The sequence below is a fragment of the Microbacterium sp. CGR2 genome, assembly GCF_003626735.1.
In the GTDB taxonomy this organism is placed as follows: Bacteria; Actinomycetota; Actinomycetes; order Actinomycetales; family Microbacteriaceae; genus Microbacterium.
Map to the genome: position 1 here is coordinate 3,044,433 of NZ_RBHX01000001.1, position 19,520 is coordinate 3,063,952.

Annotated in this window: 18 protein-coding genes, 1 tRNA gene and 1 other RNA gene; 9 read left to right on the top strand and 11 right to left on the bottom strand. The window is 67.9% G+C overall.

Going from position 1 to position 19,520, the window contains the following annotated elements:
- Window positions 1-361 precede the first annotated feature (361 nt).
- The 6 genes from rnpB to D7252_RS15345 form a co-directional block, all read right to left on the bottom strand.
- An RNA gene (rnpB, locus tag D7252_RS15320) (RNase P RNA component class A) lies at window positions 362-718 on the bottom strand.
- A 34-nt stretch (window positions 719-752) separates the two neighbouring features.
- On the bottom strand, window positions 753-2,453 hold the full coding sequence (locus D7252_RS15325) for a bifunctional 3'-5' exonuclease/DNA polymerase (RefSeq protein ID WP_120776170.1): 1,701 nt from the start codon (window positions 2,451-2,453) through the stop codon (window positions 753-755).
- A gap of 22 nt (window positions 2,454-2,475) precedes the next feature.
- On the bottom strand, window positions 2,476-3,210 hold the full coding sequence (locus D7252_RS15330; protein ID WP_120776171.1) for a zinc ribbon domain-containing protein: 735 nt from the start codon (window positions 3,208-3,210) through the stop codon (window positions 2,476-2,478).
- Between the two features lie 36 nt (window positions 3,211-3,246).
- Complete coding sequence (locus tag D7252_RS15335) at window positions 3,247-3,621, bottom strand: YchJ family protein (RefSeq protein WP_120777011.1); 375 nt, start codon at window positions 3,619-3,621, stop codon at window positions 3,247-3,249.
- A gap of 5 nt (window positions 3,622-3,626) precedes the next feature.
- On the bottom strand, window positions 3,627-4,007 hold the full coding sequence (locus D7252_RS15340; protein WP_120776172.1) for a hypothetical protein: 381 nt from the start codon (window positions 4,005-4,007) through the stop codon (window positions 3,627-3,629).
- A 22-nt stretch (window positions 4,008-4,029) separates the two neighbouring features.
- Window positions 4,030-4,554 (bottom strand): PadR family transcriptional regulator, encoded by a 525-nt coding sequence (locus tag D7252_RS15345; protein WP_120776173.1) that lies wholly within the window; start codon window positions 4,552-4,554, stop codon window positions 4,030-4,032.
- 70 nt (window positions 4,555-4,624) lie between these two features.
- Between D7252_RS15345 and D7252_RS15350 the strand changes: the two genes are divergently transcribed.
- Window positions 4,625-5,464 (top strand): aldo/keto reductase, encoded by an 840-nt coding sequence (locus tag D7252_RS15350; protein WP_120776174.1) that lies wholly within the window; start codon window positions 4,625-4,627, stop codon window positions 5,462-5,464.
- 3 nt (window positions 5,465-5,467) lie between these two features.
- On the opposite strand, the gene D7252_RS15355 is transcribed toward D7252_RS15350, so the two are convergent.
- Entirely contained in the window at window positions 5,468-6,304 is an 837-nt protein-coding gene (locus D7252_RS15355) for a helix-turn-helix transcriptional regulator (RefSeq protein ID WP_120776175.1), read from the bottom strand.
- A gap of 101 nt (window positions 6,305-6,405) precedes the next feature.
- Between D7252_RS15355 and D7252_RS15360 the strand changes: the two genes are divergently transcribed.
- Window positions 6,406-7,170 (top strand): SDR family oxidoreductase, encoded by a 765-nt coding sequence (locus D7252_RS15360; protein ID WP_120776176.1) that lies wholly within the window; start codon window positions 6,406-6,408, stop codon window positions 7,168-7,170.
- A 15-nt stretch (window positions 7,171-7,185) separates the two neighbouring features.
- On the opposite strand, the gene D7252_RS15365 is transcribed toward D7252_RS15360, so the two are convergent.
- From D7252_RS15365 to D7252_RS15375, 3 genes are all read right to left on the bottom strand, one after another.
- Window positions 7,186-8,139, bottom strand: coding sequence for an L-lactate dehydrogenase (locus D7252_RS15365; protein ID WP_120776177.1), 954 nt, complete (start codon window positions 8,137-8,139; stop codon window positions 7,186-7,188).
- 54 nt (window positions 8,140-8,193) lie between these two features.
- Complete coding sequence (locus D7252_RS15370; RefSeq protein WP_120776178.1) at window positions 8,194-9,081, bottom strand: TIGR01777 family oxidoreductase; 888 nt, start codon at window positions 9,079-9,081, stop codon at window positions 8,194-8,196.
- Window positions 9,082-9,204: 123 nt separating this feature from the next.
- Window positions 9,205-9,277 (bottom strand) — tRNA-Val (locus tag D7252_RS15375).
- A 357-nt stretch (window positions 9,278-9,634) separates the two neighbouring features.
- Between D7252_RS15375 and aceE the strand changes: the two genes are divergently transcribed.
- The 6 genes from aceE to D7252_RS15405 all read left to right on the top strand — a co-directional run bounded on the left by aceE (window position 9,635) and on the right by D7252_RS15405 (window position 17,249).
- Window positions 9,635-12,361 carry a pyruvate dehydrogenase (acetyl-transferring), homodimeric type gene (gene aceE / locus D7252_RS15380; protein WP_120776179.1) on the top strand — a complete coding sequence of 909 codons (2,727 nt, stop codon included), beginning with the start codon at window positions 9,635-9,637 and terminating at the stop codon, window positions 12,359-12,361.
- 31 nt (window positions 12,362-12,392) lie between these two features.
- On the top strand, window positions 12,393-13,589 hold the full coding sequence (locus D7252_RS15385; RefSeq protein WP_120776180.1) for a CdaR family transcriptional regulator: 1,197 nt from the start codon (window positions 12,393-12,395) through the stop codon (window positions 13,587-13,589).
- A gap of 90 nt (window positions 13,590-13,679) precedes the next feature.
- Window positions 13,680-14,603, top strand: coding sequence for an ACP S-malonyltransferase (locus D7252_RS15390; protein ID WP_120776181.1), 924 nt, complete (start codon window positions 13,680-13,682; stop codon window positions 14,601-14,603).
- Entirely contained in the window at window positions 14,600-15,601 is a 1,002-nt protein-coding gene (locus D7252_RS15395) for a beta-ketoacyl-ACP synthase III (protein ID WP_120776182.1), read from the top strand. Before D7252_RS15390 ends, D7252_RS15395 begins: the two co-directional genes overlap by 4 nt.
- 67 nt (window positions 15,602-15,668) lie before the next feature.
- Complete coding sequence (locus D7252_RS15400; protein ID WP_120776183.1) at window positions 15,669-15,917, top strand: acyl carrier protein; 249 nt, start codon at window positions 15,669-15,671, stop codon at window positions 15,915-15,917.
- Window positions 15,918-16,010: 93 nt separating this feature from the next.
- Window positions 16,011-17,249: a beta-ketoacyl synthase gene (locus tag D7252_RS15405; RefSeq protein WP_120776184.1), complete on the top strand. Its 1,239-nt coding sequence runs from the start codon at window positions 16,011-16,013 to the stop codon at window positions 17,247-17,249.
- Between the two features lie 72 nt (window positions 17,250-17,321).
- On the opposite strand, the gene D7252_RS15410 is transcribed toward D7252_RS15405, so the two are convergent.
- The gene (locus D7252_RS15410; protein WP_120776185.1) at window positions 17,322-17,987 is read right to left on the bottom strand and encodes a YitT family protein; all 666 of its coding nucleotides are present in this window, start codon (window positions 17,985-17,987) and stop codon (window positions 17,322-17,324) included.
- A 95-nt stretch (window positions 17,988-18,082) separates the two neighbouring features.
- On the opposite strand from D7252_RS15410, the gene D7252_RS15415 reads away from it, so the two are divergent.
- Window positions 18,083-19,486, top strand: coding sequence for a PLP-dependent aminotransferase family protein (locus tag D7252_RS15415; RefSeq protein WP_120776186.1), 1,404 nt, complete (start codon window positions 18,083-18,085; stop codon window positions 19,484-19,486).
- Window positions 19,487-19,520 lie beyond the last annotated feature (34 nt).

Below are 19,520 nucleotides of genomic sequence, written 5' to 3' on the forward strand. Positions count from 1 at the left end.
CCAGATGTCGCGCGTATCATGCCGCGCATGCTTCGCCACTGCCCCACCTGTGGTCACGACAACAGCGAAGTCGCGCGCGTCGGACACAGTCCACTCAGAGCTGCCCTCGGCATCCCGCAGCGCAAACCCCACTGCCGCGCGGGCGTCGAGCGCGAGGGCATCCTGTCCCTGCCGCGGAAGTGCGGGTGTCGGTCACGGTTCCACGAGCGGCCCGCAGCGGGGCCGCGGGCGACGTAGCCACCCGTAAGGGCCATGCCGACCGGACCCGAGAAGCCGTCGACAGCGTTCTCGGGAATTCTGAGGACTCCCCGCGGACTCTGCACCAGGTGGTCGGGGGAAGCACCCGGTCGGGCTGAAAATGCGAATGGGCCGACCTGTACGCCGGGTTCTGTTCCGGGGTTCTTCGCCCCTTCGACGGCCATCTCTCTCGGCGACACGTTGCCGTGCCGCTCCAGCGGTCTACCCGAGGACTCGGCGGGCCGCGTCAACATCCTCTGTCTGACCTTGCTCCGGGCGAGGTTTACCTGGCGGGCCATGTCACCATGTCCCCCGGTGGTCTCTTACACCACCCTTTCACCCTTACCCCTTGCGGGGCGGTCTACTCTCTGTGGCACTTTCTCGCGGATCACTCCGGGTGGGTGTTACCCACCGCCCTGCCCTGTGGAGCCCGGACGTTCCTCGGTGCGGTCTCCCGCCACGCGACCGTCCAGTCGACCCATTCGCGGGTCCAGTCTACTTCTCGGCGCCGACGCCTATTTCTCCGCCGACGCCGCGACGCGCAGATCGAGGGGCACATCGATGGGGAAGGTGCCGAACAAGCGCGTTGTGGCGACCGCTGCGGCTTCGCGGACCACCTCGGCGGCAGCATCCGCCTGCTCTTCGGGGACGTGCAGGATGACCTCGTCGTGCAGGAAGAACGCCAGATGCGCGACGCGAGCGAACGGTCCGGATGCCGTCGCCGGCACGGCCGCTTCGGGAAGCTGCTGCAGCCGGTGTCGGATCTCGGCGAGCCAGATCAGCGACCACTCCGCCGCTGTCCCCTGCACGATGAAGTTGCGGGTGAAGCGCCCCCAGTCGCGAGCGCGGCGGCGGGCGAGAGCCACCTCGACCGGGTCGGCATCCGCATCCGTCGCTCTGGACTGCAGCGCAGCCCACTCCCTCGACGGCCGTGGCGAAGAGCGCCCGAGCCACGTCGAGACGATCCCGCCGTCTTCGCCGGTGCGAGCGGCCGCGTCGACGAGACCCATGGCACGGGGGTACACCTTGCGCAACCGCGGCACCAATCGGCCGCTGTCGCCCGTGGTCGCGCCGTACATCGCCCCGAGCACGGCGTACTTCGCCTCCTCGCGGGTGCTCACGGCACCGGAGGCCACGACACCGGCATACAGGTCGCTCCCCCGCGCCGCACGCGCCATCTCCTCGTCGGCGGCCATGGCCGCGAGCATCCGCGGCTCGAGCTGTGCGACATCCGCGACGATCAGGGTCCACCCCGGGTCGGCACGGACTGCCGGCCGGAGGCTTCGCGGAAGTTGCAGCGCGCCGCCGCCCGCCGACGCCCACCGTCCGGTGACGACCCCTCCGGGAATGTAGATCGGGCGGAACCGGCGATCGTGCACCCACTCGGCCAACCATGCCCATCCGTTCGCGCTCAGCAGGCGCGAGAGCTTCTTGTACGCGAGGAGCGGCTCGACGACCGGATGATCGTGCTGGGCGAGCTCCCAGCGTCCGGTGGACTCGACGTTCACCCCGACGCGGTGCAGCGCGCGTAGCAGCTTCGGCTGACTGTCGAGATGCAGGGCGGAGTCGCCGAGGATCGTACGCACCCGGTCTCCGAGTTCCACCATCCGGCTCGGCAGCCCTCCGGCGACCGGCCGGGTGCCGAGAGTGTCGGTCAGGATCGCATCGTGGGCCTTCTCATCCCACGGCAGCCCCGCGACACGCATCTCCTCGGCGATGAGCCCGCCGGCGGATTCCGCGGCACACAGCAGCGTCAATCTCCCGTCCAGCGCCGACGAGATCACACGCCGCTGCGACCGATACTGGTCGAGCATCTCGGTCATGGGATCTTCGCCGGGTCCATCCGCGAACCCGTCGAAGAGTGACGGAGCGGCGACCTCGACCTCCCGCCGCAGCCATGCGGTCGATGACGGGAGGGGCACCGGGACCGCCGCGGTGTCGCGCAGGATCGCATGACAGAGCACCAGGTCGTGGCTCCGGCCGATCCGTACCCCGTGTCCGAGCAGTACCGCATAGGTGTCGCTGGCGGATCGGATGATCCAACGGGGTGCAGCGGATGCCTCGACGGACGCGACCCACGCCGCGAGCTTCGATTCCGAAAGCGTCGTCCGCTGCTGCTCCTGATCGGCCTCGTCGAGTTCGACCGCCGTGTACTCACGCGCCCCGCTCGAGGCCAGGGCGATCCGTCGTTCTCCTGACGACGTCGGCGCGGTCATCGACGGCGCGAGCCGACGGGGCTCATGACAGCCCGGACTCCTCGGTGCGCACGAGGATGCAGCCGCACTCCGGGCAGTAGACGACGAGGTCGTCCGGTGCGTTGCGCACGTCGTTGAGGTCGGTGCCGGGGAGCATCATGCGACACCCCTCGCAGGTGCCCCGAGTCAGCAGTGCGGCGCCCGAGCTGTTCACCGCACGGCGGGTGTACTCAGCGAGAAGATCGGCCGGGATCGTGGCGACGACGGCCGCGCGGTCGCGTGCGAGCTGGGTGCCGAGTTCGGTCGCTGCCGCCACGGCGGCCTTGGCCTGCGAGGTGAGAGCCGTACCTTCCGCGGTCGTGGTGTCCAGCAGCGCCTGCTGCGTGTTCACCGCAGCCTCGGCCTCTTCCAGTCGCCCCATGACGTCGAGCTCGGCGTCTTCGAGGTCGCTGTGACGCTTGGCGAGACTTGCCAGTTCGTGCTCCAGCGCCTGCGCCTCCTTGGAGTTGGTGGCGATGGCCAGTCGCTCAGCGTCGCGGTTCCGGCGCTGCTCGACGACGACGACGTCCGACTCCAGGCGCTTGAGCTCGGTGCGCACGTCGTCCCGGGTGCCGGTCAAGGTGGTGAGCTCGCGCAGCTGCTCCTGCCGGATCGCGACGAGCTCGGTGATCCGCGCGGCCTGCGTCGGCTGGGTGCGGGCACGTTCCGCCTGCGCGATGCGCCGGTCGAGGTCGGCGATGTCGAGCAGGGTGCGCTGGTTCTCGGGGCTGGCGTTCACGCTTTCAAATCTAGCCGCTGCCGCGGCATCCGCCCATCACCCCACATCTCCATCGACGTAGTACCAGTTCCGGTCTTCGCGCACGAAGCGGCTGCGCTCGTGAAGCGACCCGCGCTCATCGCCGTGTCTCCAGAACGCTTCGAACTCGACGACCCCCTCGCGGTCGAAGGGACCACCCGCGACGCGATCGACGATCACGAGCCGCCGCCACTGCATCCCGGCTTCGAACTCGATTCCGCTCGGCCGGGTGGACGGATGCCAGGTACGCAGCAGATGCTCGGCCTCTTCTCGCGCGAACGCCGTGTATCGAGACCGCATCAGTCGTTCGGCGGTGGGGGCCGGAGCGCCCGTGAGGAGGGGGCCGCAGCACGCGTCGAAAGCATCTCCGGAAAAGCACGGGCACGGCACCATGTCGGTCACGAGAGCGCGATCACCAGGGTCATGAGAGCCATGATCACGCACACGGGCGTCATCGTCCAACGCTCGGGGCGACTGCGAGAGATCGCGTTGAGCCCGATTCCCACGACGAAGTACGCGAAGAGGATCCACGTGAACACGACGATCAACCCGCTGTCGCTGCCGGGAAGCACGCCGACACGACTGAGGAGCAGCGCTGCAAAACCCACGTACAGCACCACGGAGACGGCGCTGCTGATGCGGAGGCGACGTGGCAGCACCCGCGGGTGGGCACCACCCCAGGCGAACCTGCCCCACGGAGCGCCCGAGGCCAGCGCAATCTGAAACGCGGTGAGAGTCGCGAGCAATGTGAGGACAACGATCAGGGCGAACAAGACCATGGGACAACCTCCGAGATGTGGGTCACGCGTCGTGTTCGAGCTGGTCAAGCCAGGTCAGCGCGAGGGTGTGGGAGCGGATGCCGTAGTCGAGAGTCGCACGACGGTACCGGAACACCTCGGCCGATGCCGCGGGGATCTCCGCGCTGTCGAGTTCCGTGGCCAACGAGGTGAGCGCGTTGCCGTCCTCTGTCAGCCGCGCACGGACCACGGCGATGCACTCACGACGCTCACCCGCGGGCAGGCTGCCGAGGAGATAGATCCGCGCGAGCATGAGGGGCTCTGCGTCCGATCCGCTGAGCGGTGAGAGCATCCATTCGCGCCATGTTTGACGGCCCGTGTCGGTGACCGCGTAGAGCTTCCGCCGACGACGTGTGTCCGCCGCGTCCGCGGGGAGAACCCAACCTTGGGCTTCGAGTTGCCGGAGAGCACGTTGGATGCTGCCGAAGCTGGCGGCGTAGAACAACGAGATTCCGCCGGTGAAGCGCTTGTGCACGTCATAAAGGGCGAGAGGCCCGTCGAGGAGGATGCCGAGGATGAGAAACTGCACGTCTTAGATATACCCCTTAGGTATATTGAGCGCAAGGCTACGCTGAAAGAACCGCAACGAAGGAGAACCGATGCCCACTGTCCCCACCTTCACCGCCCACAACGGATTCGCCCTGCCTGCCATCGGCCTCGGCACGTACGCGCTCAACGGCGACGCGGGAGCCGACGCCGTCACCGGAGCGCTCAGCGCCGGGTACCGGCTGCTCGACTCGGCGTTCAACTACGAGAACGAGGGCTCGGTCGGTCGTGGGGTCGCGGCATCCGACATCGCCCGTGCAGAGATCATCGTCACGACGAAGCTCCCTGGACGTCACCACTCGACGGAGAAGGCCCGCACGAGCATCGAAGAGAGCCGCTCGCGCCTCGGGCTCGACATCACCGACCTGCACCTCATCCACTGGCCCAACCCCAGCCAGGACGAGTACGTGCAGGCGTGGGCGGCCCTCGTCGACGCGCAGGAACGCGGGATCGTCCGCCAGATCGGCGTGTCGAACTTCCTGCCGGAGCACCTCGAGCGCATCGAGCGCGAGACCGGCGTGCGACCGGTCGTCAATCAGATCGAGGTCCACCCGTTCTTCCCTCAGGAGGAACAGCTGGCGTATCACCGTGAACACGGCATCCTGACCGAGGCGTGGAGCCCGCTCGGCCGGGCGAAGGAACTGCTCGACGAAGCCGTCATCACCGAGATCGCCGCCGCACACGGCATCAGCGCCGCTCAGACCGTCCTCGCCTGGCATGTCGCCCGGGAGACGGTCGCGATCCCGAAGGCGTCGTCGCTGGAGCATCAGGAGTCGAATCTGGCCGCGGCCGAGGTCGTGCTCGACGAAGCCGAGGTCGCCGCGATCACAGCCCTCGGGCGCCCGGACGGTCGACTGTTCGGCGCCGACCCGCGCACTCACGAGGAGTCGTAGCGGTCAGACGATCTGGGTTCCGAGCACGCGGACGAGTTCGAGCTTGCTGGCCGACTCACTTCCGGGGGCTGCGGTCAGCACGATCAGGGCTTGAGATTCGTCTTGGGTGAACAGCGCCTGGCAGTCCACTTCGATCTCACCGAGTTCGGGGTGGATGAGAACTTTGTGCTCCTCGAATCGGCGGCGCACCTCCTGTGCTTCCCACAGCTCGACGAATTCCGCACTGCGGGCGGTGAGATCCTTCACGATCTCGCCTGCCCGTGAGCGTGTGCCGAGCATGCCGTGCGCGGCGCGGAGCGCGGCCACCTGCGATCGGCTCTGGCGCGCGCGGTCACGCTCCGGGTAGCGGCTCCGCTCGGTCTCGGGCTGCGCGAACCAGCGGTGGATGCCGCTGCGCTCCAGCCCCTGCAGGGCGCTCGCATCGCCGAGGAGTGCCCGCGCCGCGTCGTTCTGCACGAGAACCTCGTCGAGCGCGGACACGACGAAGGCCGGCGAGTCGTGCAGCCGGTCGAGGATCCGCAGCATCCCCGGCCGCACGTGGTCGGCGAACGCGGCTCGATCCGGCGCACTGTGGCCGCACACCCGGTGGAGATAGTCGCGCTCGTCGGAGGTGAGCCGGAGCGCTCGGGCCAGAGCGGCCACGATCTGGATGCTCGGCTGCGGGCCGCGGCGCTGCTCGAGGCGCGTGTAGTAGTCCGTCGACATCGCCGCGAGCTGGGCGACCTCCTCCCGGCGCAGACCCGGCGTGCGTCTCCGGGCACCCTCGCTCAGGCCGACGTCGGAAGGCTGCAGGGTCTCCCGTCGGCGCAGCAGGAATTCGGCCAGTGCGTCTCGATCCACGTGAGAAGTATCCCGCGTGCGCTCGACCCGATCCAGGGACGGCCGATCCCTGGATGACGGGTCTCTGGTGAGCGCCGCGCTGCGGATCGCAGGCTGGGGACATGAACATCACCGGAAACACCATCTTCATCCCCGGCGCCACCAGCGGCATCGGCCTCGCGCTCGCTCGGGCGCTCCGCGCCAAGGGCAACACGGTCATCGTCGGCGGACGCCGCACCGAACTGCTGCGCGAGATCGCCGCTGCCGACCCCGGCATGCACACCGTGCAGATCGACACGACGGACGCCGACAGCATCCGAACCGCGGCATCCGAAGTGCTGGCCGCGCATCCTGAACTCAACGTGCTCATCGCCATGGCCGGGGTGATGCGGGTCGAGGACTGGACGCAACCTTCCGGGTTCCTCGGAACTGCGGAGGAGACGGTCGTCACCAACGTGCTCGGTCCGATTCGCCTCATCAGCGCGTTCATCGAGCATCTCGGCAGCGTGCCGGACGCGACGGTCATGACCGTCTCCTCCGGACTTGCCTTCACGCCGCTGCGGGCGACCCCGAGCTACAACGCGAGCAAGGCGGCGATCCACATGCTCAGCGAGTCACTGCGACTCCAGTGGGCGGGCACCGGCGTGCAGATCATGGAGCTCGAGCCTCCGGCGGTGCGTACGGGACTGCTGCCCGGGCACGAGGAGAACGAGTCGGCGATGCCCCTCGACGACTTCATCGCCGAGGTGATGGAGCTGATCGAGACGCAGCCCGATACCACCGAGATCCAGGTCGAGAACGTGAAGTTCCTGCGCTACGGCGAGGCGCGCGGTGACTACGCGCAGGTGGTGGCCGCGGTCAACGGCAGCGACCCGCACGGAAAGTGAGAGAGCGCGGCGAGGTCACTGGCGCAACGTCGCGGTGACCTCGTCGAGGGCCTTCGCCGAGTGATGGAGCAGACCGAGTTCTTCGTCGGAGAACGAGGTGTTGCGGATCGGCATCGCGCCCGTCGCACTCACGATCGACGGCACCGAGAGCGCCACGCCGTCGACGCCGTGGAAGTCGTGCAGCACCGTGCTGACCGGCATCACCGCGTGCTCGTCGCGGAGAATCGCCTCGACGATGCGGGCACTCGACAGGCCGATGGCGTAGTTGGTCGCGCCCTTGCCCTGAATGACCTTGTAGGCGGCGTCGCGGACGTCGACGGCGATCGCATCGAGTTCGTCGAGCGTGAATCGAGGGTGTCCCGGGACTTCCCAGTCGAGAATCGGGACCGTGCCGATGGTTGCGCGGGACCACAGCGGGAACTCGGTGTCGCCGTGCTCGCCGACGATGTGGGCGTGCACACTCGCCGTCGAGACCCCCGCGCGTTCGGCGAGCTTCCACCGGAGGCGTGAGGTGTCGAGGACGGTTCCGGAGGCGAAGATCCGCTCGATGGGAAGGCCGGTGGCCTCCTGCGCGATCACGGTGAGAACGTCGCACGGGTTGGTGACGATGACGTAGACCGCGTTCGGGGCGACTTCGAGCAGCTGCGGCATCATGGTGCGGATGATGCCGGCGTTGACCTCGGCGAGCTCGGTGCGGGTCTGTCCGGGGTTCTGTTTCGCGCCGGCGGTGATGACGACGACGTGTGAGCCCGCGGCGACGGAGATGTCGCTGCCGCCGACGATGTCACTCGTGCCGGTGAACTGGGTGCCGTGGGCGAGATCGAGGACCTCGGCCTCCACCTTTTCAGTGGCGATGTCGTAGAGGGCGACGTGGCGGGCAGAGCCGCGGATCAGTGCGGCGTAGGCGACGCTGGATCCGACGCTTCCCGCCCCGACGACGGTGAGCTTCGAGTTCTCGATGATCTCCATGCGCACAGTCTGGCAGTGCCGGTGTCACATCGGGAGGGGCGATGCTCGTGCAGATCAGATCGCTGCGTTCACGGCCTCGTCGACGGTGGAGTGCGTGAACTGGAATCCGGTCTTCTCCAGCACTCCGGGACGCACATCCGCGTCGGTGAGAAGAAGCGAGTCCGCCGCTTCGTTCAGCGCGAGGCGTAGCGCCCACGACGGAGCGGGGAGCCAGAACGGCCGGTGCATGCGCGCGGCGAGGGCCCGGCCGGTCTCGTTGGCCGATGCCGGAGTCGGTCCGGTGAGGTTCACGGGGCCCCCGATCTTCTGATCGAGGACGTGGCGGATCGCGCGCACCTCGTCTTCGAGCGAGATCCAGGGCCAGATCTGCGTTCCAGGCCCGATCGGCCCGGCCACTCGGAAGCGCGTCAGCTGGATGAGGGGCTTCAGCACGCCCTGACGGTGGATGATCGGGGCCGTCCGCAACAGAGCGACGCGGGCGTGGTCGTCGGCGCGGCGCGCTTCAGCTTCCCAGCGCACGCAGAGATCGGCCAGGAACGTCTCGCCTGCAGTGGAGTCTTCGGTGAGCTGCTCCCCCGGTGCCGAGCCGTAGTATCCGACGGCGGATGCAGAGACGAGTGCGGGAGCATCAGAGCGGAGAGCACGCATCGCGGTGGTGATCGTCTTCGTCGTGCGCAGACGCGAGTCGACGAGTTCCGTGCGGTAGCGACGGGTCCACGGCACTCGACCGACGCTGGCTCCGCTCAAGGAGACGATCGCCTCAGCACCGGCGAGCACGTCGGGATCGAGCTCGCGCTCCCCCGGCGCCCACTGCGCTTCGTCATCGCTCCTGGGTGGGCGTCGCACGAGCGTCGTGACCTCGATGCCGTCGCCACGGAGCGAGGACGCGAGCGCCGTTCCGATCAGTCCGGATGCTCCGCTGATGACGATGCGTCGCGCCATTGTCGCTCCTGAGGTTTCTTCGTCGAAAGTCACTGGTCGCTCACGATGTGAGCGAGTGAAGTCCACACTAACGAAAGGGTGCGACGGCGCCGTGGCCACGAAGCGGGCGACGAGGAAATGGAGTGGGCCCTGCCGGGATCGAACCGACGACATCCACGGTGTAAACGTGGCGCTCTACCAGCTGAGCTAAAGGCCCTTCCTGACCATCTTATCCAGGCGCGCGCCGCGCGGGTGTCACCGTCCCAGCGCGACGACCTGGTCAAGCCGGGCGAGCTAGTCCTGATCGGCGGCGACCTTGACTGTCGGGATACGGATGCCGTTGCTGCTCATGCTCATGTCTCCTCCGGTAGCTCTGCGGACGTTCGGACCTCTGTCATGAAGAGACCGGCCGCGCGACGGATGTGACATGCCGCGTCAAGGTCCGCCCGCGGCATCCGACTTCCTGTGATCAGGGATAGGCTGAGGTCGGCGCGCGTTGTGCACAGTCGACAAGGCTGCCCGTGTCGCTTCCCGTTTCCTCGGCGAGACCCGCCAGCTTGACGAAAGGTTCCCCGTGACCGTCCACGATCAGGATCCGTACTCCCAAGGCCCCCTCGACAGCGATCCCGAGGAGACCGGCGAATGGCAGCAGTCTCTCGACGAGCTCGTCGACGCCAAGGGCCACGGCCGAGGCCGCGAGATCATGCTCAGCCTGCTCAAGCGCTCGAAAGAGCTGCACCTGGGCGTGCCGATGGTCCCGACCACGGACTACATCAACACCATCGCTCCGGAGAACGAGCCCGAGTTCCCCGGTGACGAAGAGATCGAGCGCCGCTACCGCGCCTGGATCCGCTGGAACGCGGCCATCACGGTGCACCGCGCGCAGCGCCCCGGCATCGGCGTCGGCGGCCACATCTCCACCTACGCGTCTTCGGCCGCACTGTATGAAGTCGGCTTCAACCACTTCTTCAAGGGTGCCGACCACGAAGGCGGTGCCGACCAGATCTTCATCCAGGGTCACGCCTCCCCCGGAACCTACGCGCGCTCCTACCTCGAAGGGCGCCTGACCGAAGACCAGCTCGACGGATTCCGCCAGGAGAAGTCGCACGGCCCGAACGGCATCCCCTCGTACCCGCACCCGCGTCTGATGCCGGAGTACTGGCAGTTCCCCACCGTGTCGATGGGTCTGGGTCCGATCAACGCGATCTACCAGGCGATGTCCAACAAGTACATCGAGAACCGCGGCATCAAAGACACCTCCGCCTCGCACGTCTGGGCCTTCCTCGGCGACGGCGAGATGGACGAAGTCGAGAGCCGCGGCCAGTTGCAGGTCGCTGCCAACGAGGGCCTGGACAACCTGACCTTCATCGTCAACTGCAACCTCCAGCGCCTCGACGGCCCGGTGCGCGGCAACGGCAAGATCGTCCAGGAGCTGGAGTCGTTCTTCCGCGGCGCCGGCTGGAACGTCATCAAGGTCGTCTGGGGTCGCGAATGGGATGACTTGCTCTCCCGCGACACCGAGGGTGCACTGCTCAACCTCATGAACGTCACTCCCGACGGTGACTTCCAGACGTACAAGGCCGAGTCGGGCGCGTACATCCGCGAGAACTTCTTCGGCCGCGACGAGCGTGCCGCCGCCCTCGTCAAGGACTACTCCGACGACGACATCTGGAACCTCAAGCGCGGTGGCCACGACTACCGCAAGGTCTACGCCGCCTTCAAGGCCGCGACCGAGCACAAGGGCAAGCCCACCGTCATCCTCGCGAAGACCGTCAAGGGCTACGGCCTCGGTCCGCAGTTCGAGGGCCGCAACGCGACCCACCAGATGAAGAAGATGACGCTGGACAACCTCAAGACGTTCCGCGACGCGATGCACATCCCGATCTCGGATGCTCAGCTCGAGGAGAACCCCTACCTGCCCCCGTACTACAACCCGGGACCGCAGGACGAGACGATCCAGTACATGCTCGAGCGCCGCCAGGCTCTCGGCGGCTTCCTGCCGGAGCGTCGCACGACCCACGTCGGCCTCTCCCTCCCCGAGGACTCCGCCTACGCCCTCCCCAAGAAGGGCTCCGGAACGCAGGAGATCGCCACCACCATGGCGTTCGTCCGTCTGCTGAAGGACCTGCTGCGCTCGAAGGACTTCGGTCACCGCATCGTGCCGATCATTCCCGACGAAGCGCGCACGTTCGGTATGGACGCCTACTTCCCGACGGCGAAGATCTACAACCCGAACGGCCAGCACTACACGTCGGTCGACCGCGAACTCCTCCTCGCCTACAAGGAGAGCCCGCAGGGTCAGATCGTGCACGTCGGCATCAACGAAGCGGGTGCCGTCGCGGCATTCACCGCAGCGGGCACGTCATACGCCACGCACGGCGAGCCGCTCATCCCGATCTACATCTTCTACTCGATGTTCGGGTTCCAGCGCACGGGTGACGCTCAGTGGGCGGCCGGTGACCAGATGGCCCGCGGCTTCATCATCGGCGCTACAGCGGGTCGCACGACGCTCACCGGTGAGGGCCTTCAGCACGCCGACGGCCACTCGCACCTGCTCGCGTCGACCAACCCCGCCACGGTCTCGTACGACCCGGCGTACGGCTACGAGATCGCGCACATCATGCGCTCCGGTCTCGAGCGCATGTACGGCGGCAACCACGAAGACCCGAACGTGATGTACTACCTCACGGTCTACAACGAGCCCTACGTGCAGCCGGCCGAGCCGGAGAACGTCGACGTGGACGGCATCGTCCGCGGCATCCACCGCATCTCCGTCGGCGAGGGCAACGGCCCCCGCGCCCAGGTCTTCGCCTCGGGTGTCGGCGTCTCGTGGGCCCTCGAAGCGCAGGAACTCCTGAAGAACGACTGGGGTGTGATCGCCGACGTGTGGTCCGTGACGTCCTGGACGGAGCTGCGCCGCGACGGCCTCGCTGCCGACGAGCACAACTTCCTGCACCCGGAGGAAGAACCTCGCACGGCCTACCTCACCCAGAAGCTGCAGGGTGCCGAAGGCCCGGTCGTCGCTGTCAGCGACGCGATGCACGCAGTGCAGGACCAGATCCGTCCGTGGATTCCGCAGCGCTTCGCCACGCTCGGTGCCGATGGCTTCGGCTTCTCCGACACCCGCGCCGCCGCTCGTCGCTTCTTCAAGATCGATGGCCCGTCGATCGTCGTCCGCACGCTGCAGTCGCTCGCCGAAGAGGGAGCCGTCGACCGCTCCCTCGCCGCGCAGGCGATCCAGAAGTACAGCCTGCACGATGTGAACGCCGGCACCAGCGGCAACGCAGGTGGGGAAAGCTGAGCCCTCGGTGACAGCTTCGTCTTCCAGCGGCATGGACAAGGCCGCGACCCTCACCTGGCTGCGCCGTATCTCCGGTGACATCGCCTCGGTGACCATCAAGCGGCTGGAAGACACGCTCCCCTGGTACGCCGACATGCCACCGGCCCGCCGCTCTGCGGTCGGGCTGGTGGCGCAGGCGGGCATCACCTCCTTCATCCAGTGGTACGAAGACCCCAACTCCACTCCCTGGATCGCGGCGGACATCTTCGCGGCAGCTCCCCGCGAACTGCTGCGCAGCGTCAGCCTGCAGCAGACTCTGCAGCTCATCCGGGTGACGGTCGAGGTCACCGAAGAGCGTGTCGCCGGACGCGGCAACGACCTCCGCGAGGCGATCCTGCTCTATTCGCGCGATGTCGCCTTCGCAGCAGCCGACGTCTACGCGCGTGCTGCAGAAGCGCGCGGGTTGTGGGATGCGCGACTCGAGGCTCTCGTCGTCGACTCGATCCTGACCGGCGAGGCCGACGAAGAACTCCCCAGCCGGATCGCCGCCCTCGGCTGGCACGGTCACGGTGAGGTCGCGGTGCTCGTGGGCACGACTCCCCCGCAGTTCGACGTGGACCTGGTTCGCCGGACCGCGCGGAAGCTGGCAGTCGACGTGCTCATCGGAGTTCAAGGCTCGCGCCTCGTGCTCGTCCTCGGACGCGCACGCATCGCAGGGCAGGAGGGCGAAGAGGAAGAGCTCGGTTTCCAGGAGATCGCCACGCGCCTCGAGCCGTCGTTCGGCACCGGATACGTCGTTCTCGGTCCCGCCGTCGCCGCACTCGTCGACGCCAGTCAGAGCGCGCGCGCGGCACTCGCCGGTTTCGCTGTCGCACGCGCCTGGCGCGGAGCGCCCCGCCCCGTCGAGGCAGACGACCTGCTGCCGGAACGCGCGCTGGCCGGGGACCCGCTCGCGAAGCAGACGCTCATCGAGCGCATCTTCCGCCCGTTGCAGGAGCACTCGACCGATCTCGTCACGACACTCTGGAGCTACCTCGACAACGGGCGCTCGCTGGAAGCCACCGCTCGTGAGCTCTTCGTGCACCCCAACACCGTCCGCTACCGCCTCAAGCGCGTGAGCGAAGTCATCGGCTGGGATGCCACCGGGCCTCGCGAAGCCCTGATCCTGCAGACCGCGCTGATCCTCGGATCGATCGGTGCGGCGGATCTGGTGCGTCGCCGACCCACGCTGCGCCGAACCCCGCGCTGACGCCAACCTGTACGCCACACACAAGGGTTTCTCGCAATCTTGTGATGGATCATCCACCACTCGGCCGCAATCGTTGACAGACTGGGTGATGTGATTGTCGTCGTATGCCCAGGTCAGGGCTCGCAGACCCCCGGATTCCTCGCTCCTTGGCTTGAGCTCGAGGGGGTGGCCGAGCGTCTCGCCGCCTACTCCGAGGCTGCGGAGGTCGATCTCGTCGCACACGGCACCGTGTCCGACGCCGACACCATCCGTGACACCCGCATCGCCCAGCCGCTGATCGTCGCAGCCTCGCTGATCGCCGGTGACGCCTTGACGGCGAAGGCAGGCCGCCGCGCCGACGGGATCGCCGGTCACTCGGTGGGCGAGATCGCGGCGCTTGTCGGCAGCGGTGTGATCGATGCCGAGACCGGCATGCGTCTGGTCAGCATTCGTGGTCGCGCGATGGCGGATGCCGCGGCGCAGACCCCGACGGGCATGAGCGCCGTCCTCGGCGGCGACGAGGAAGCGCTCCTCGAGCGGCTCAAAGACCTCGGGCTCTCACCCGCGAACTTCAACGGCGGCGGGCAGATCGTCGTCGCCGGCGAGCTCCTCGCGCTCGAAGCACTCTCGACACAGGCGGTCAAGGGGACTCGCGTCGTCCCGCTGCAGGTGGCCGGCGCCTTCCACACCGAGTACATGGCGTCCGCCGTCGCCGCTCTGCGCGAAGCGGTCGCCACCGTCACACCTGCGGACCCGGCCATCCCGATGTGGACGAACCGCGACGGCACGGTCGTCGAAAGCGGCGCGCAGGCGCTCTCGTACCTGGTCGACCAGGTTTCGTCGCCGGTTCGGTGGGACCTCTGCATGGCGTCCTTCGCCGAGCGCGGCATCACCGGTCTGATCGAACTCGCCCCCGCCGGCGCACTGGTCGGGCTGGCCAAGCGCGGGCTGCGCGGTGTGCCCACCGTCGCCGTGAAGACTCCCGAAGACCTCGACGCAGCCGTCGCGCTGCTGAACGGAGAAGCCGCCGCATGACCGCCGTACTCGCCCAGCACACGGGCCCCGCGTACACGCGCATCTACTCCTTCGGCGCCGCGCGCGGCGAAAACGCCGTCCCCAACGACGATCTGATCGGTCCGATCGACTCCAGCGACGAGTGGATCCGCCAGCGCACGGGCATCATCACCCGGGTGCGTGCAGACAAGGGCACTGACGCGATCGACCTCGCCACGGCCGCAGCGTCCGAAGCCATCGAGAAGGCCGGAATTCCTGCCGACCAGGTCGACCTCGTGATCGTCGCGACCGTCAGCAACCCCAAGCAGACGCCCTCGGTCTCGGCGATCGTCGCCGACCGGGTGGGCGCCAACCCGGCCGCCGCCTATGACGTCAACGCCGCCTGCGCCGGATACGCCTACGCCATCGCTCAGGCCGACGCGCTGATCAAGGGCGGAGCCGCCCGTTACGCCCTCGTCATCGGCGCTGAGAAGCTCTCCGACATCGTCGACCCGACCGACCGGAGCATCTCGTTCCTGCTCGGTGATGGCGCCGGCGCCGCACTCATCGGTCCCAGCGAGACACCCGGGATCGCCCCGGCTGTCTGGGGATCGGACGGATCGAAGGCGGATGCCGTCGGCATGAACGGCACGCTCACCGAGTTCCGCGACGGCGAGGTGCCGTGGCCCACGCTCCGCCAGGAAGGCCCGACAGTCTTCCGCTGGGCGGTGTGGGAGATGGCGAAGGTCGCCCGCGAAGCACTCGACAAGGCCGGGATCGAGGCATCCGACCTCGCAGCCTTCATCCCCCACCAGGCGAACATGCGCATCATCGACGAGTTCGCCAAGCAGCTGAAGCTTCCCGAGACCACGGTGATCGCGCGCGACATCGAGACGACCGGGAACACGTCTGCGGCATCCATCCCGCTCGCCAGCCACCGTCTGATGGCTGAGCACCCCGAGCTCTCCGGCGGCCTCGCCTTGCAGATCGGCTTCGGCGCGGGGCTCGTCTTCGCCGCACAGGTCGTCGTCCTCCCCTGAGATCGCGCGAGAATCCCTAGACTGTTCCACGGTTCCGAATACAACCCGCAAGAAAGAGGAAGACCACATGGCTTTCACCAACGATGAGGTCCTCGCCGGCCTCGCAGAGCTCATCACCGACGAGACCGGCATCAACGCCTCCGAGGTCGCCCCGGAGAAGTCGTTCACCGACGACCTCGACATCGACTCGATCTCGATGATGACGATCGTCGTCAACGCCGAGGAGAAGTTCGGCGTCACCATTCCCGACGACGAGGTCAAGAACCTCAAGACGGTCGGCGACGCAGTCAACTTCATCGTCGCAGGCCAGGAGTAATCCCGACAGGATGCCACCCCCGCTTCTGCGGGGCGTGGCATCCTGCGCCCTGCCTCCAGCTCGCTCGATCCCCGCCCGACAAGGAACCACACCATGACCAAGCGCATCGTCGTCACCGGCATCGGCGCCACGTCCGCCATCGGCGGGACCGCCCCGGACAACTGGACCAACCTGCTCGCAGGAATGTCCGGGACCCGCACCCTCGAGCACGACTGGGTTCAGGAGTATGAACTCCCCGTCACCTTCGCCGCCGAGGCGATCGTCCGACCCGAAGAGGTCCTGCCCCGCCACGAGGCGAAGCGGCTCGACCCCTCCTCTCAGTTCGCTCTGATCGCCGCACGCGAGGCGTGGGAGGATGCCGGGTCACCCGAGGTCGACCCGGAGCGCCTCGGTGTCGACTTCGCCACCGGTATCGGCGGCCTCTGGACTCTCCTGGACGCCTGGGACACCCTGCGCGAGAAGGGTCCGCGTCGCGTCATGCCGCTGACCGTTCCGATGCTGATGCCGAACGCTGCAGCCGGGAACCTCTCACTCCAGTTCCATGCTCGCGCTTACGCGCAGACCGTCGTGAGCGCATGCGCTTCGAGCACCGAATCCGTCATCCACGCCTTCCATCACCTGCAGGAAGGCCTCGCCGACGTCGTGATCGCGGGTGGCGCCGAATCGGCGATCCACCCGATCACCATGGCCTCGTTCGCGTCCGCTCAGGCGCTGTCCCGGCGCAACGACGACCCGCAGCACGCGTCTCGCCCAGGAGCCATCGACCGCGACGGCTTCGTCATGGGCGAGGGTGCCGCCGTGCTGATCCTCGAGACCGAGGATCACGCGAAGGCCCGTGGTGCCAAGATCTACGGCTACGTGCTCGGTGGCGGTGTGACCGCTGACGCCTACCACATCACCGGGAACGACCCCGAGGGCAAGGGCGCTGCCCGTGCTGTGACCCACGCCCTCGAAGAGGCCGGCGTCACCGCCGATCAGGTCACCCACATCAACGCGCACGCCACCTCGACGCCCGTGGGAGACCCCAACGAGTACGTCGCGCTCAAGCGCGTGTTCGGCGATCGTCTCGATGAGATCCCCGTCTCCGCCACGAAGGCCTCGACCGGCCACCTGCTCGGTGGCACTGGCGCACTCGAGGCGATCTTCGCCCTCCTCGCGCTGCGCGACCGCGTCGCGCCGCCGACGATCAACATGACCGAGCCCGACCCCGCGGTGCCGTTCCGCCTCTCCGGCGAGCCGATGCCGCTCGGTGACGGACCGCAGGTGGCGATCAGCAACTCATTCGGCTTCGGCGGGCACAACGCCGTCGCCGTCTTCGCCAGCGCGGACTGAGGCATTCACAGCGAAGGCCCCGGGACGCGATCCCCGGGGCCTTCTCTGCGTCATTCGTACGAGCGGTCGTCGTCACCGCGACGCGGTAGGAGCGAGCCGGCGGGAGCGCTCTTCCCGGAGCCGCGTGATGCGAGGCAGGAACCAGCCGATGAGCGGCCCGACTCCCAGGGCGAAGAGAACCGTGCCGACTCCGACCGGGCCACCCAGCAGGAAGCCGACGAGCAAGACGCTGCCCTCGATCAGCGTGCGAACGATCCACACTCTCCATCCGGTGACGCGGACCAGTCCGGTCATCAGGCCATCGCGTGGACCCGGTCCGAAACTCGCGGCGATGTACAGGCCGGTGGCGAACGCCAGCAGCACGAGCCCCACCGCGAACATGGGTGCGCCGACCCAGATCGACGGCGGCGCCGGGACCACGGCGAGCGTCAGATCGGCAAAAGGCCCGACCAGCAGCGCGTTGAGGAGGGTGCCGACGCCGGCGCGCTGGCGCAACGGAATCCACAGCAGCAGCACGACCACGGAGACGAGAACCGTGATCGTTCCGTACCCGATCCCGGACTGCCCGGAGACCCCGAGGGCAAGCACATCCCACGGTGCGACACCGATCCCGCCACGCACCATCAGGCCCAGCGCCACGCCGTAGAGGAAGAGCCCGACGAGGAGCTGGACGATGCGCTCGGCGAGGTCCCGGCGACTCGTAGCGGTGACCGGAAGGAAGAGGGAGCGCAGGTGCATGTCTCCATGATGGATGCTGCGGCCAGCTCCGCCGTGGGTCCACTCCTCGAAAAGTGGCCTGCGTATCTGACGCCACTTTGCCGCATACTGGTTCGATGGCATCGCGATTGGTGGAACAGCTCGGCGCACAGAACGCCGCCGGCGCCACGGCCGCCGCGCTCGCAGGGCAGATCCGCGCGTTGATCCTCGACGGCCGACTCACCGTGGGTGAAAGGCTGCCCAGCGAACGCGCTCTCGCCCTGGAACTCCAGCGGTCACGCTCGACCATGACCCGCGTCTACAGTCTGCTCGAACGCGACGGCTACGTCACGCGCCTGCACGGCGGGAGCACGCGGGTCACGCTTCCACACCGAGACGCGCTGACCTACGACACCGAGGTCGACTCCGCCATCGATCTGTCGATCGCGGCCATGGACTCGACTCCCGGGCTGTACGACGCGACGGTGCGATCCCTCCCCCGACTCGCGGCCCTCCGCAACACGAGCGGATACTCGCTCCGCGGACTCCCTGAGCTCCGCGAGGCGGTCGCGCAGCGCTTCATCCAACGCGGAGTTCCGACATCGGCGAACGACATCATCATCACGTCCGGCGCCCTGAACGCCGTCAATCTGGTGCTGGCGACGATCGCCCGACGAGGAGAGCGGGCCCTCGTCGAACAGCCCACCTTCCCGCACGCTCTCGATGCGCTGCGTCGCAACGGCTATCGACTCCTGCCGACCCCCGTCGGCGGTGACGGGTGGGATACCGGCCACCTCACTGACCTGCTGCTGCGCGCGAAGCCCCTGGTCGGCTATCTGATCCCCGATTTCCACAACCCGACCGGGGCGACGATGACGGATGCCGACCGCGAGCGGATCGCCGCAACCGCGCGCGCGTCGGGGACGCGCCTGATCGTCGATGAGACCACCTCCGAACTCGACATCGATCGCGGATGGACGCCGCTCCCCCTCGCCGCCTTCAGTCCCGAGATCGTCACGGTCGGCTCGATGTCGAAGATCGCCTGGGGAGGTCTGCGGCTCGGGTGGATCCGCGCAGAACGATCCCTCATCGACCGCCTGCTTGCCGTTCGCCCCTCATTCGAGCTCGGCACCGCGCTGCTCGATCAGTGCATCGCCGTGGAGCTCCTCGATGAGATGCCGGCCCTCACCGAGCATGTTCGAACGCGGCTGCACGCCGGACGCGCGGCCGTCGCCGCCGGGCTCGCCGATATCGGCGACCTGCAGTTCCCGCGCACACCGGGCGGCCTGTCGTCCTGGATCGATCTCGGCGCACCGATCTCGACGCGCCTCTCGCTTGCCGCACGCGATCGCCGCCTGATCGCTCCTCCCGGCCCGCGCTTCTCCACGGGCGGGGTTCTCGAGCGGTACCTGCGCATTCCCATCACGCATCCGCCGGAGAGGACCACCGAGGCGATGGCGCGGTTGCAGCAGGCGTGGAACGACGTCAGAGAAGGCGCGTCCGCTCGCCCCGCCGAGGCGACGCACGCGCCCGTGATCTGATCTGGTCGTTGCATCGGATCACGGAAGCCCGGCA